At 51.9% G+C, this 14,434-nt stretch carries 12 protein-coding genes; all 12 read right to left on the bottom strand.

The window, feature by feature from the left end; translation table 11 throughout:
* Nucleotides 1-8: 8 nt before the first annotated feature.
* On the bottom strand, nucleotides 9-761 hold the full coding sequence (kdsB, locus tag BS640_RS13560) for a 3-deoxy-manno-octulosonate cytidylyltransferase (protein WP_084912752.1): 753 nt from the start codon (nucleotides 759-761) through the stop codon (nucleotides 9-11).
* Nucleotides 758-940, bottom strand: coding sequence for a Trm112 family protein (locus BS640_RS13555; RefSeq protein ID WP_009636632.1), 183 nt, complete (start codon nucleotides 938-940; stop codon nucleotides 758-760). The genes kdsB and BS640_RS13555 overlap by 4 nt, the downstream gene beginning before the upstream one ends.
* 333 nt (nucleotides 941-1,273) lie before the next feature.
* Nucleotides 1,274-2,503: a winged helix-turn-helix domain-containing protein gene (locus BS640_RS13550; RefSeq protein ID WP_084912751.1), complete on the bottom strand. Its 1,230-nt coding sequence runs from the start codon at nucleotides 2,501-2,503 to the stop codon at nucleotides 1,274-1,276.
* 84 nt (nucleotides 2,504-2,587) lie between these two features.
* A complete protein-coding gene (locus BS640_RS13545) occupies nucleotides 2,588-2,800 on the bottom strand; it encodes a cold-shock protein (protein WP_017494095.1) in 213 nt (70 codons plus the stop codon).
* A gap of 467 nt (nucleotides 2,801-3,267) precedes the next feature.
* A complete protein-coding gene (lpxK, locus tag BS640_RS13540; protein WP_084912750.1) occupies nucleotides 3,268-4,254 on the bottom strand; it encodes a tetraacyldisaccharide 4'-kinase in 987 nt (328 codons plus the stop codon).
* Nucleotides 4,251-5,999, bottom strand: a complete 1,749-nt coding sequence (msbA, locus tag BS640_RS13535) for a lipid A ABC transporter ATP-binding protein/permease MsbA (RefSeq protein ID WP_017494098.1) — start codon at nucleotides 5,997-5,999, stop codon at nucleotides 4,251-4,253. Before msbA ends, lpxK begins: the two co-directional genes overlap by 4 nt.
* 36 nt (nucleotides 6,000-6,035) lie before the next feature.
* Complete coding sequence (locus BS640_RS13530) at nucleotides 6,036-8,327, bottom strand: ComEC family protein (RefSeq protein WP_084912749.1); 2,292 nt, start codon at nucleotides 8,325-8,327, stop codon at nucleotides 6,036-6,038.
* Between the two features lie 235 nt (nucleotides 8,328-8,562).
* On the bottom strand, nucleotides 8,563-8,847 hold the full coding sequence (ihfB, locus tag BS640_RS13525) for an integration host factor subunit beta (protein WP_009636638.1): 285 nt from the start codon (nucleotides 8,845-8,847) through the stop codon (nucleotides 8,563-8,565).
* A 69-nt stretch (nucleotides 8,848-8,916) separates the two neighbouring features.
* Nucleotides 8,917-10,590 carry a 30S ribosomal protein S1 gene (rpsA, locus tag BS640_RS13520; RefSeq protein ID WP_026110510.1) on the bottom strand — a complete coding sequence of 558 codons (1,674 nt, stop codon included), beginning with the start codon at nucleotides 10,588-10,590 and terminating at the stop codon, nucleotides 8,917-8,919.
* A 175-nt stretch (nucleotides 10,591-10,765) separates the two neighbouring features.
* Nucleotides 10,766-11,467, bottom strand: a complete 702-nt coding sequence (gene cmk / locus BS640_RS13515) for a (d)CMP kinase (protein ID WP_026110509.1) — start codon at nucleotides 11,465-11,467, stop codon at nucleotides 10,766-10,768.
* Nucleotides 11,468-11,739: 272 nt separating this feature from the next.
* Nucleotides 11,740-13,023 carry a 3-phosphoshikimate 1-carboxyvinyltransferase gene (gene aroA, locus BS640_RS13510; RefSeq protein ID WP_084912748.1) on the bottom strand — a complete coding sequence of 428 codons (1,284 nt, stop codon included), beginning with the start codon at nucleotides 13,021-13,023 and terminating at the stop codon, nucleotides 11,740-11,742.
* A gap of 124 nt (nucleotides 13,024-13,147) precedes the next feature.
* Nucleotides 13,148-14,233, bottom strand: coding sequence for a 3-phosphoserine/phosphohydroxythreonine transaminase (gene serC / locus BS640_RS13505; RefSeq protein WP_084912747.1), 1,086 nt, complete (start codon nucleotides 14,231-14,233; stop codon nucleotides 13,148-13,150).
* Nucleotides 14,234-14,434: the final 201 nt, after the last annotated feature.

Below are 14,434 nucleotides of genomic sequence, written 5' to 3'. Positions count from 1 at the left end.
CGAGTCCGTTATTTATTGGCAAAGAAGGCGCGCACACGCTGCAGATCTTCTGGTGTATCGACACCCACGGAAGGAATTGCTTTCGCTACTGCCACGTGGATCTTCTCGCCATACCACAGCACGCGCAGCTGCTCGAGGAGCTCGATTTTTTCGAGCTGGCTCGGCTCCCACTGGACGTAACGGCGAATAAAACCGGCGCGATAGGCGTAAATGCCGATGTGGCGCAGGAAAGTATCGCCGATGGTCTCTTTCGAGCTGGCAAAACGCTCACGTTCCCACGGAATAGTGGCACGCGAGAAATAGAGCGCAAAGCCCTGTGCATCCATGACCACTTTCACCGCGTTGGGGTTAAACGCCTCTTCGGCGTCTTCAATCGGCACGGCCAGCGTCGCCATTCCGGCACCGCACTGTGCCAGGTTATCGGCGACCTGACGAACGATCACCGGCGGGATCAGCGGCTCGTCGCCCTGCACGTTCACGATGATTTCATCGTCGGCGAACCCGCATAGCTCGATAACCTCAGCCAGACGCTCGGTGCCAGACTGGTGATCAGGGCGGGTCATACAGACTTCCCCCCCCGCGGCTTCAACGGCGGCTTTGACATCCGGATGATCGGTCGCGACGATAACGCGTGAAGCTCCCGACTCGCGGGCGCGCTCCATGACGTGAACAATCATCGGTTTGCCATCAATGTCGGCCAGCGGCTTGCCGGGCAAACGGCTAGAAGCATAGCGAGCAGGAATAATGGCAACAAAACTCATGGATGGATCTCGTCGGCAGAGAGTGAACGCGCTTCTACTTCGAGCAGCACGGGAATACCGTCGCGAACCGGGTAGGCCAGGCCGTCTGCTTTACAGACCAACTCTTGAGATTCTTTGTTGAAATACAGCTTGCCGTTGCAAACAGGACAAGCAACGATTTCGAGTAAACGATGATCCATAGATCCTCCGTGAGGCGTAGTTAGAGCACTCACTTGCGTCAAAAAACGGACGACAGGTAAGTCATTATGGTGACAGAGGATAGCACAGCGCCTACCCGCCGTTAACTGTTCGGGCTTAAGAAGTTTTTGCGCGGATATTGCGAATTCTATTAGGCAGGCGTATGATTTTTTTGTGACCAATGTCACATAAAAACACTTACTCAAGAGCCAAGAAATGAAACTTTTCCACAAAATTATCGCTATGTTCGCCAACTTCAGCAACTAATGCGCGTTGGTAACGGGTAAACGGCTGCCGACTGCAGCCGTTTTCTATTTACGCCTCCTGCCAATGTCTTACGGCAACAGACTCCAGCCCTCTTCCCAAAACGTTTTCAGCACCTGCGGAATATTGCCCAGTGTCACCTGAGTCGCCCCCTGCCAGCGCGCAAAGCGGCTAATCGCCTCGGTAATATCCTTCACCCTGCGCGGCCCAATGTTAACTCCCGGTTCAAGATGCAGACTTTTTATCTCGAGAATCCCCTGCTTACGGTGCATTTTGGCATCTGTACGGCCAATGATTTCACCACGATTGAGGATAGGCAGGGTGAAGTAACCGTATTGCCGCTTGGCCTCGGGGGTATAGCACTCGATACGATAGTCAAAGTTGAATAGTTCAAGCGCGCGCCGACGGTCCCAAACGACGGGGTCAAAGGGTGACAACAGCGTGGTAACGGTAGAGGTTATCTTGCCTGCCTCGGCCTCGGCCAAAAGGCGGTGCAGAGACTGATGAACATACAGCGGAGAGCTGAAACCGGCGACCTCGACGGGCGTAATAAGGCCGAGATCCAGAAGCTGGGCAGTGAGTTTTTTGCTGTTGACGCGCTTTAGACGATAATAGTCCGCCAGCCACTCTATTCGAAAGATGCCCAGCGCCTGCGCCGAGCGGCAGAGCATGTCGAACTCGGCGTGTTCCTGACTCAGCGTCTGGGTTGCGTCGTCCCAATGCGGCAATATATTGCTACGCAGGTCGTAGACGCGGTGGAAATTACGCCGTTCTGCCACCATCAATTCACCGGAGGTGAACAATGTTTCCAAATGGCGCTTGTGCGGCTTCCAGTCCCACCAGCCGGTGCTTCCTCGCTTATCCAGCGTAAAATCCGCCGAACGTACCGGTCCTTTTTCAGCAATATGATCGAGCAGACCCTTGATGTCAGATTCGTGCTTGTCGAACCAAGCCTGATTAAATTTCCAGCCCATGTTTTGCGGATTCAACATACGATGACGCAGCAGACGGTAATCTTCGACGGGGATAAAGCAGGCCTCATGCGCCCAATACTCGAATATTTTGCGCGCTAAAAGCGCCTCTTCGAGCCATTCGGAAGGGTAGTTTCCAAGGCGGCTAAACAGCACCAGATAAGGGCTACGCGCCACGACGCTGATGGTATCAATTTGCAGAAGCGCCATTTTTTTGATAGCAGAGAGCAGATCATCAGGTTTCGCCTGACGTTTTAGGGGATTTTGCAGCTGTTGTGCGGCGAGATGTAGCGTGCGCGCAGTAGAGAGGGAGAGGCTTGCAGTAGGCATATCGATATCCGTCAAAGGATTAGGTTGCGGATATCGATAGCATATTTTTGTCAGGGGGTAAAATTCACCGCCGCTGAACTTGGCTTAGAAGGCAATAACGTCCGCTGCCGCCGGGCCATGAGTCGAACTGTTGTAAATGGTGAATTCTACACTCTGGCCTGGATTAAGCGATTTATTACGCGTATTCGCAATGGAATTACGGCTTACATAAATCTCTGAAGTACCATCGAGTGGAGAAATGAAACCGTAGCCTTTAGCCGGGTTGAACCATTTAACTAAACCCATTTTTAACATCATAATTTTTATTTCCTTAATTTCGGGCATCCATGACAACGCTTTTTATTATTGTTCGGATGCGTTTGCCCATACTAAAGTTGTTCTTATAAAAAACCTCTAATGAGCAAATTTTGAACCCACCATTGGGGCAGGCATTTAGTCGAGTCAATCGCCACTTCACTGTAGCTTGTTGAATTTGACAACAAGAACAGATGAGAGTTCACAGAAAGTAACCCATTTCATTTTGCCGTAAGGCAACGATGGCCATTTTTATAGAAAGAATACTTATGGGGGGTGATGGGAAGGTTCGTCTTTTTAGCGGAATCAAACTTTTGGTGGAAACAAACAGGAAGATAACGTCTTGGGAGGAACAAATTCACTATAGGGTTAACAACTTTTTGTTGTTAACGATACTGCCTCATAAATAGCTCTGTAATCACAGGCCGTGCGGCATTAACTCATATAATGCTACGCAGGTCAAGTTTTAATCACGATTTCGTGACTAACGAGCTGATGCCTTCAAGCAACGAGGTCGCACCAGGTTCTGAGAGGTATGCATCAACCGGCAAATACCACCAGTTGGCCTGCGCAAAACTACGGCACTTCACTGCATCCTTTTCAGTCATCAGCAAGGTTTGATTATCAGCGGCCAATGCCGCGAGCTGCGCAGACTGGTAGGCCTGATGATCGGCAAAGGAAACTTCACGCTGCGTATGAACGCCGAGCTGGTTGAGCGTGGCAAAGAAACGAGGAGGATGTCCGATACCCGCCATCGCCACCACGTCAGACAACGTTTGCGCCTGGCGCTTCTCGCCGGTCAACACGTTCACCACGTTCCCGGCCTGAAGCCGCATGCCTATCTCATCGCCCTGCCCCTGACCGTCGCCGTTGACGATAATCGCATCGACGCTTTTCAGCCTTGAAGCTCTTTCACGCATCGGTCCGGCAGGAAGCCAGTGGCCGTTGCCGAAACGGCGCACGCCGTCAACCACCACTATTTCGAAATCACGCTGTAATGCGTAATGCTGTAGCCCGTCGTCGGTCACGATAATGTCGACAGAAGAGTCTTTCAGCAGGGCTTTGACGGCGTCGGAACGCACGGGAGAAACGGCAACCGGTGCGCCGGTGCGCTGAAAAATCAGCACCGGCTCGTCACCGGCCTGTGCCGTAGACGTCCCCTCATCAAGTATTAAAGGATAGCTTTCAGCCTTGCCACCGTAACCACGTGAAACGACGCCAACGCGTAATCCCCGCTGCTGCAGCTGCTCGACGAGCCAGATAACGACCGGAGTCTTACCATTACCTCCGGCAGTCAGATTACCGACGATCACCACGGGAACCGGTGCTCGCCAGCTTTTCTTCCACCCTTTTTTATAGCTAAAACGCAATACCAGCGTGATCAATCCATACAGCCAACTGAGTGGCAGTAACAGCAGATAAAGTGCCGATTGACCCGACCAGATGCGCGCTATCATTGACCAAACTGCATCCGGTGAAGCTGGGCATAAGCCCCACGTAGCTCAAGCAGTTCGCTATGCGTTCCGCGCTCAACCACTCGACCATCTTCGACAACCAGGATCTGGTCAGCTTTTTCGATGGTAGAAAGACGGTGCGCAATCACCAGCGAGGTACGGTTTTTTTGCAGTTCGTCGAGAGCAGACTGAATCGCACGTTCGGACTCTGTGTCCAGCGCAGAGGTTGCTTCGTCGAGGATCAGAACCGGTGAGTCACGCAGCAGCGCACGCGCAATCGCGATACGTTGGCGTTGTCCGCCTGACAGCAGCACGCCGTTCTCACCGATGACCGTATCAATACCGTTATCCATTTTGCTAATGAAATCCATGGCATGTGCCATAGTTGCGGCCTTGATAACGTCTTCACGGCTGTACTTTTCAGTACGTGCATAAGCGATGTTGTTGGCAATGGTGTCATTAAACAGATGCACGTTTTGTGAAACCAACGCAACCTGATCGCGCAGCGACGCAAGCGTGTATTCGCGCAGGTCGTGGCCATCGAGCAGGATCTCACCTTCCTGAATGTCGTAAAAACGGGTCATCAGGTTGGCAATCGTTGATTTTCCAGAGCCTGAACGTCCCACCAAAGCAACGGTTCTGCCTTCAGGAATTTCAAAAGAGATGTTTCTAAGGGCCGGTTTTTCGCTTTTGCCATAGCTAAAGGTGACATTTTTGAACTCGATGTCGCCTTTTGCGCGCTCAACGGTCAGCTTGCCTTCGTCTTTCTCTTGTTCCATATCGAGGATACTGAACAGGGTCTGACAGGCTGCCATACCACGCTGGAACTGGGCGTTAACGTTGGTCAAAGATTTCAACGGACGCATCAGTGCGATCATTGAGGAGAAGACCACGGTGATTGTACCGGCAGTCAGCGTTTCCATCACGGATGGGAAGCTCGCGGCATAAAGCACGAAGGCCAGCGCCAGTGAGGCAATCAGCTGAATGATCGGATCAGAAATAGAAGATGCAGAAACCAGACGCATGCCCTGACGGCGCATGTGGTTGCTGACTTTATCAAAACGCTCGGTTTCAACCGTCTGACCACCGAAGATAAGCACCTCTTTGTGCCCTTTCAGCATCTGCTCGGCACTGGTGGTTACCTGACCCATGGTGTTCTGCATATTCTTGCTGATATTACGGAAACGCTTGGACACTACGCGAATAACCGTAGAAACGATAGGCGCGATAATGACCAGAATGACCGACAACTGCCAGCTGTAGTAGAACATCATGATGAACAGGCCGATAATCGACGCCCCTTCACGTACGACGGTGACCAGCGCGCTCGAGGAGGAGGAAGCAACCTGCTCGGAATCATAGGTGATACGTGACAGTAGCGTTCCGGTGGACTGCTGATCAAAGAAGGCCACTGGCATTCTCATCATATGGCCAAACAGCCGGCGACGCATTTGCATCACAACTTTTCCGGAGACCCAGGAAATACAGTAACTTGAAACATAGCCACTGACCCCACGCACCAGCATCAATCCAATCACGACCAACGGCATCCACAGCAATACGGAGCGATCGGTTTTACCAAAGCCGTCATCCAGCAGAGGTTTTAGCAGCGACAGCATGAGGGTATCACCGGCGGCATTGACCACCAGCGCGATAGCGGCGGCAATAAGCCCGGCTTTAAAAGGTGTGATCATCGGCCAGAGGCGACGGAATGTCTGCCAGGTGGAGAGATCTTTATCATTCATCATGCAATTAACCAGCAGCGAAATAAACAGCGGCCTATTCTACGCATTATCTCCTCTAACGCCAAACCACTGATGATACCAACGTGGCACTAATTGATCACGCAGGCCTTTAATTACCCAATAATTGTTGAAAAAAAACGCACTCAACTGCCCTGCACGTGAAGTATCGTGCCAAATCATCTCGTTTTCGCGATATCGATTTTTTATTTTTTGCGCCGGTAAACGCCATACGTTGTAGCGAGACGCCGAGGCGATAGCGACTTCTGCCCCCGAGGCTCGCAAGAAAGGCCCGAAGGAGGAGGTGTTACTGCCGTGATGTGGAACCTGCAGTAAATTAACCTGTAACCTCGCCCTGCTCTGCTTTACCAGTACAGTTTCGGCAGCACGCTCAATGTCGCCGGTAAGCAGCACGCTAAATTTATTATCGCTGACGCGTACGACGCAGCTGTCATCATTGCCGGCATGGTCTTTCAGCGCGGGGGGCCAGAGCACCTCAAAATCCAGTTCCTGCCACCGCCAGCGCTGTCCTTTCACACAGGGTAAATTTCCTTTAAAAGAGGTCCGCAGACTGGCAGAAGGAAAAGCGGCGCGCACCTGTTTGGTTCCTCCGTTGTGGTCCATGTGGCTATGGCTGACGATTATCTGATCGAGCACGATGTTGCGCCACTGAAGATAAGGCAGGATTTGCATCTGCGCCTGGGACCCCGTCTCCCAACGGTTTCCGGTATCATAAAGTACGCCTCGCCCGTTCTTCTCGATTAATACTGCCAGTCCATGCCCTACGTCCAACATATCGACGCGCCAGTTTTCCCGAGTCGAGGATTGTCGCCACAGCAGCATCACGCCGCACAGCGCAATGACGTCCATCGGATAGGTTTTGATCCATCCCATACGCCAGATTATGATGCCCAGCCATCCTGTCAGGCTGAAAATAAGCACGTTCTCACCTAACGGTAACCAGTAGTTTTCCGCCTTGTTGAGCCCAGCCTCAACCCAATCAAGGCTAATATCGGCGAGCGTCCACATCGCCTGAGTAACGGGAAAGGCAATATCATAGGGGAGAGGCGTTAAAAAGAGCGCCGCTAATACCAAAGGGACGGTAAAAAGCGATACAATCGGCACTGCCCAGAGGTTGGCGAAAAAGGATGCGCTGCTCAACCCATGAAAAATCCCAATTTGCATCGGCAACAGCAATAGGGTCATTCCTGCCTGAAGATGCCCCCAGCGGACCCATGCCCAGTACCAGTGCCGCGCATATCGACTCGGTAAGGGCACCCACTGAAACCAGAATATCAGCCCGGCGACAGCAAAACATGACAACCAAAAACTGTCTGAAAGAATGCTCAATGGGTCGCTAACCATAAGCAACGCCACGCCCCAGCTCCATACTTGCCATGCGGTACAACGCAGACGGCACAGCTTGAGCAACTGCCAAAGTGAAATCGCCAACGCGGCACGCATTGCAGGAGGATTAACCCCCGACAGCCAGGTATAAAACAGCATCGCCAACCAGCTAACAATGAGCGGGAACCGATAGTCTATCCAGCGGAGCGGCAGCAGAAACTGTGTTGCACGCGCCAACAGCCAACCAATGAGTGCCGCCACACCAATATGCAGACCAGAAATAGCCATCAGATGCGCTGTGCCGGTGACCTTATACAGTTGACTCAATGGTTTGCTGATAAGCCCTCGCTCACCAAACGCTAGAGCAAGTAGCACCGGCATATTATCCAGCGTGGTGATTTGCCGCTGTACGTCGCTAATGATCTGCTGGCGTAAAGAACACCCGGCGGTTATTCGCTCTGCCGAGTTAATACGCCCACTTAGCGTCTGGCGATTGGCAACCGCCCAACGCTGACCGTCAAAACCGCCGAGGTTTAACTGGCTGTGCACCGGCCTCAGACTCATGGTGAGCAACCAACGCTGCCCGGCACAGTATCCTTGAGGAAAACCCTCACTGGAGACTTTCGCCGCAAGCGGCGGAAATACCCTGACGCCATTGACCTCTTTTAAGGCGATGAGGACATTGTGTTTTTCCTCACGCTGCAAAAAAGGGCTTTCAATGCGCGCCACAACCTGCTGCCTACCGCCGCTAAAGTCTCGCGTTTGCTGCAAAATCTGATTTCCGTTTGCCGTCGCCCAAAGCAGTCCCAGCAGCGCAATGCAAAACAGTTTTGTGCTGCGATAGGGCAAATACCCGGCGATGCAGGCAAGGCAAAATAACGCGATGCACTGATAGCTGTCGGGCAATATCGGCAAAACCGTCAGCGGAAGTATCCCTGCCACTAATGCCAGCGCAGTCTGGGTATAGGTGATATTAATGATGCCCATCCTTAATTGCCTCCGCCACAGGGAGGGTATGCGGCAAGCCGCGAACTGAGAGGACGAGTGTTATTGAGAGACCTATGAGGCGCAATCGGCAAAAGCGGAGGCTGGGAAACGTTGCCCAGAATAAATAAATAAAAAACAGGCTTTTAAAATATGCGTCCGAAAGCAAAAAAAAACGGTGCCCGTGAGGACACCGTTTTATTCGCTATAGGCATACATCTAAGCTAAGGACGAGTCCTTAACCATAAATGTTCGCACGGTCACGCAACTCTTTACCTGGCTTGAAGTGAGGAACGTATTTGCCGTCCAACTCAACTTTGTCACCCGTTTTAGGGTTGCGTCCCACGCGCGGAGCACGGTAGTGAAGAGAAAAACTGCCAAACCCGCGGATTTCGATGCGTTCTCCATCAGCTAAGGTTGCAGCCATATGTTCAAGCATCTCTTTCACGGCATCCTCAACGGCTTTCGCCGGGACATGAGAGTGCTGGCCAGCAAGTCTTTCAATGAGTTCAGACTTGGTCATATAACCTCCAAGCTTTGCAGCTAAACTACCGTTATAGAAGCAGCTCCATCATGGAGCTGCGTCCCGTTATTACTCGCCTTTTGCCGCTTTGAACGCTTCAGCCATAGCGTTAGAGAAGTTGCTTTCGTCTGGCTTGTTGTTAACCACAGCGATTGCATCTTTCTCGTCTGCTTCGTCCTTAGCACGGACGGACAGGCTTACAACGCGGTTCTTACGGTCAACACCGGTGAATTTAGCTTCAACTTCATCACCAACGTTCAGAACCAGAGTTGCGTCTTCAATACGGTCGCGAGAAGCTTCAGAAGCACGCAGGTAACCTTCTACGCCGCCTGCTAATTCAACTGTAGCACCTTTAGCGTCAACTGCAGTTACTTTACCAGTAACAATAGTACCTTTCTTGTTTACAGACAGGTAGTTATTGAACGGGTCTTCTGCCAGTTGCTTCACGCCCAGGGAGATACGCTCACGCTCTGCGTCAACCTGCAGAACCACAGCTGCGATTTCGTCGCCTTTTTTGTATTCACGTACTGCTTCTTCGCCTGCAACGTTCCAGGAGATGTCAGACAGGTGAACCAGGCCGTCGATGCCGCCGTCCAGACCGATGAAGATACCGAAGTCAGTGATTGACTTGATTTTACCTTCAACACGGTCGTTCTTGTTGTGGGTTTCTGCGAATTGCTGCCATGGGTTAGCTTTACACTGCTTCAGGCCCAGGGAGATACGACGACGTTCTTCGTCGATGTCCAGAACCATAACTTCCACAACATCACCCACGTTAACAACTTTGGATGGGTGGATGTTTTTGTTGGTCCAGTCCATTTCAGAAACGTGTACCAGACCTTCAACGCCTTCTTCGATTTCTACGAAGCAGCCGTAATCAGTCAGGTTGGTTACACGACCAGTCAGCTTGGTGCTTTCTGGGTAACGTTTAGCGATAGCAACCCATGGATCTTCGCCCAGCTGTTTCAAGCCCAGGGAAACACGAGTACGCTCACGGTCGAATTTCAGAACTTTAACAGTGATTTCGTCGCCAACATTCACGATCTCGCTTGGGTGCTTAACGCGCTTCCAAGCCATATCTGTGATGTGCAGCAGGCCGTCAACACCGCCCAGATCAACGAAGGCGCCGTAGTCAGTGAGGTTCTTAACGATACCTTTAACTTCCATGCCTTCCTGCAGGTTTTCCAGCAGTTGATCGCGCTCAGCGCTGTTCTCAGACTCAATTACTGCACGACGAGAAACAACAACGTTGTTGCGCTTCTGGTCCAGCTTGATGACTTTGAACTCAAGATCTTTGCCTTCGAGATGCAGCGTGTCGCGAACAGGACGCACGTCTACCAGTGAACCTGGCAGGAACGCACGAATACCGTTCAGCTCAACGGTGAAACCGCCTTTAACTTTACCGTTGATAACACCGGTAACAGTTGCAGCTTCTTCGTAAGCTTTTTCCAGCATCAGCCATGCTTCATGACGCTTAGCTTTTTCACGGGACAGCAGGGTTTCACCGAAGCCGTCTTCTACCGCGTCCAGCGCAACATCAACTTCGTCGCCAACCTGGATTTCCAGTTCGCCCTGTGCGTTTTTGAACTGCTCTGCCGGAATAGCAGACTCAGACTTCAGACCGGCGTCAACCAGTACAACGTCTTTGTCGATAGACACGACAACACCACGGACGATGGAACCCGGACGGGTTTCGATTGTTTGTAAGGATTCTTCAAAGAGTTGAGCAAAAGATTCAGTCATGTTGATAATCTTTAGTTTCTTAAGTTTAACGTCCATCTGGCTTCATGCTGGATGGGGTTGTTTCAAATGCCCCACTACCGTCCTGGCGGCGAGGTTAAAAAAAACTGTAGCCAAAATAGGCACTGACCCTGTTCTTTACAAAAAAAGAATGGAGCAGCACCCATAATAGCTCGAATCACCGGGTTTGTTTTTGCGGCAATCCTAGAATTTCAGTGGCATAAGCCAACGCTTTTTCGATAACTGCATCGATGGACATACTGGTTGAATCCAGCATTAATGCATCTTGAGCAGGCACTAAAGGCGCTATAGGCCGATTACGATCGCGGTCATCCCGCTCTTTTATCTCGGCTAAAAGACGTTCAAAGTTAACACTAAAGCCCTTTTCCTGCAACTGTAGCATTCTTCTGTTTGCACGTTCTTCAGGGCTGGCGTCGAGAAAAATCTTCACCGGCGCTTCCGGGAACACCACGGTTCCCATGTCTCGGCCATCGGCAATCAGGCCAGGCATCTCTTTAAACGCACGTTGGCGGCGAAGAAGCGCTTCGCGAACGCGCGGAAAAGCAGCCGCCTGTGACGCGGTATTGCCTACGGTCTCGGTGCGGATCTCGTGCGTGACGTCCTCACCTTCCAAAATAACGTTCAGGTGTCCGTTATTCGCTACAAAGCGAACGTCGAGGTGGGCAGCGAGCGGCACCAGAGCCTCTTCTGACACGATATCAACCTGATGATGCAGCGCCGCAAGAGCCAGAACACGATAAATTGCACCGGAGTCCAGCAGGTGCCATCCAAACGCCTCAGCCAGAGCCTTACACAGTGTGCCTTTACCAGCACCACTTGGCCCGTCAACGGTTATCACTGGGGTTATAGACGAAGTCATAGCCGTCATTCTCTCTCCTTTCGGTGGGGAAAACCCCTCATCGTTAGCCCAACGGGGCTAATTCAGGTGCAGCATTATACGCTGCCTTTAGCCGAACTGTTACCCCGCATCACTATGTTGCGGAAAATAAGCTCACTAACGGGGCAAAACTATTCAACAATTAGGCAAAACAGAGATTATTTAAGCATAGCGGCGGCAGGATGACTGTGCGAAAAAGAAAAAACGGACATCCAAGGACGTCCGTTTTGAAAATTTCAGCAACTTAAGACTTTTTAAGCCGGAGTGCTGAGGGAGGCGAGACGGTCAAAATAGTCTGGGAACGTCTTAGCCGTGCATTTCGGGTCAAGAATAGTAACCGGCGTGTCTGACAACGCCACCAGCGAGAAGCACATCGCCATACGGTGATCGTTATAGGTGCCAATCTCGGCAAAGGTCAGCGTCGCAGGCGGCTCAATGTGAATATAGTCTTCACCCTCTTCGACCGTTGCCCCCACTTTGCGCAGCTCTGTCGCCATAGCCGCCAAACGGTCAGTCTCTTTCACGCGCCAGTTATAGATGTTGCGCAGCGTCGTCGGGCCCTGAGCAAACAGCGCCGCAGTGGCGATAGTCATGGCCGCATCAGGAATGTGATTCATGTCCATATCGATGCCGTGCAGCTCACCGCGAGTACATTCGATGTAGTCTTCAGACCAGGTGACTTTCGCGCCCATTTTCTCCAGCACATCGGCAAAGCGAATGTCGCCCTGCATGCTGTTCTTACCGATACCTGTTACGCGCACGGTGCCCCCCTTGATAGCCGCCGCCGCCAGGAAGTAAGACGCAGAAGACGCATCGCCCTCGACCAGATAGCTGCCCGGAGAAATATAGCTCTGGTTGGCCTGCACGCGGAACTGCTGATAATCCTCGTTGACCACGGTCACACCGAAGGTTTTCATCAGGTTGAGGGTAATGTCGATATATGGCTTCGAGACCAGGTCACCCTTGATGCGGATAAGGGTGTCATTTTCGGCCAGCGGTGCAGTCATCAGCAAAGCGGTCAGGAACTGGCTGGATACGCTGCCGTCAACGCTGATTTCGCCGCCTTTGAAGCCACCGCGCAGGCGCAGTGGCGGATAATCGGTTTGCTCGAGATAGTCTATTTGCGCGCCGCCCAGGCGTAATGCGTCGACCAGATGGCCAATCGGGCGCTCTTTCATGCGTGGCTCACCGGTCAGGACCACGTTCTGCTCACCCAGACACAGAGCCGCGGCCAGAGGACGCATCGCCGTACCCGCGTTACCGAGGAACAGCTCGAGGGAGTCGGCTTTAGGGAAAATACCACCGAGGCCGTCAATCTCGCAGTGAGTGCGGTCTTCGGACAGGCGGTGTGTCACACCCAACTGGGTCAGGGCGTTCAGCATGTGGCGAACGTCATCGCTGTCCAGCAGATTAGTCAGGCGAGTGGTTCCCTTGGCGAAAGCAGCCAACAAAAGCGCACGGTTGGAGACACTTTTCGAGCCAGGTAAGTTGATTGTGCCGTTTACTCGCGCAACAGGTTGTAGGGTCAGGGCTTCCACAATTTCTCCGTACATCGGTATTAGTTTAAAAAAACATAACCCCGGATTTAGGCCGGGGTTATTGTTCAATCAAAAGCATTTGTAAAAAATAAAATGCAAATCAAACAGTTAGTGAAACTTCGACTTAGCCGTGACGTTTTTCGAAGTCGCTCATGAACGCGGTCAGCGCCTGAACGCCTTCCAGCGGCATCGCATTATAGATGGAAGCACGCATGCCGCCTACCACACGGTGACCTTTCAATGCGTGAAGACCGGCTTCAAGTGATTCTTTCAGGAAGACGGCATCCAAAGCAGAGTCTGTCAGCTGGAACGGCACGTTCATGCGTGAACGGTTAGCGTCAGCCACCTGATTACGGTAGAAACTGCTGTTGTCGATGGTGCTGTAAAGCAGCTCGGCCTTGGCCTTGTTGCGTTTTTCGATTTCGACCAGACCGCCCTGCTCTTTCAGCCATTTAAAGACCATGCCAGACAGGTACCAGGCGAAAGTCGGCGGCGTGTTGAACATGGAGTCGTTCTCTGCCAGCACGGTATAGTCGAGGATAGAAGGCAGCTCTTTACGGGCTTTACCCAACAGATCGTCGCGGACGATAACCAGCGTCAGTCCCGCAGGACCGATATTTTTCTGCGCGCCGGCGTAAATAACGCCAAAGCGGCTCACGTCGATTGGGCCGGACAGAATGGTTGATGAGTAGTCGGCAATGACGACTTTATCGCCAAAATCAGGCATTTCGGTGATAGCCAGGCCGTCGATGGTTTCGTTCGGGCAGTAGTGAACATAGGCTGCGTCTTTGCTGAGTTTCCACTCGCTCATTGGCAGCAGACCACGTTTGTCACCCTGAGTGGTGGTGATGTCGATGACGTTCGGGGTGCAATATTTCTGCGCTTCTTTGACCGCGCTGTGCGCCCAGTAGCCGCCGTCGATATAGTCAGCGGTGGCTTTGTCGCCCAGCAGGTTCAGTGGAATAGCAGCGAACTGGGCGCGCGCGCCACCGTGACAGAACAGCACTTTATAGTTCGAGGGGATGTTCATCAGGTCACGAATATCCTTTTCGGATTCCTCGGCTACCTGAATAAACTCCTTGCTACGGTGACTGATTTCCATCACCGAGGTACCGAGACCGTGCCAGTTACAGAGTTCTTGTTCAGCACGACGTAAGACTTCAGCCGGGATCATTGCCGGACCTGAGCTAAAATTATAAACCTGAGTCATTTCCCCTCACCACTTCTCTTTGATAGCTACTTGAAAGCCAGTTGAGTTGTTGATAGTTCGCCACATTGAATCGTTTGCGTTTATCAACAACCAGTTTATCGGTTTTATCACTGGTCACCACCGGCTGCAATTGTTATTCACCAAAGATTAATAATCAGTAATAAAATTCATGTCGGCGGCCGTCATATTCTTTTTCCTTAG

The organism is Rouxiella badensis, assembly GCF_002093665.1.
GTDB lineage: Bacteria > Pseudomonadota > Gammaproteobacteria > Enterobacterales > Enterobacteriaceae > Rouxiella > Rouxiella badensis.
Note: the sequence above shows the minus strand (reverse complement) of the source record. Positions and strands in the feature narration are given on the sequence as shown.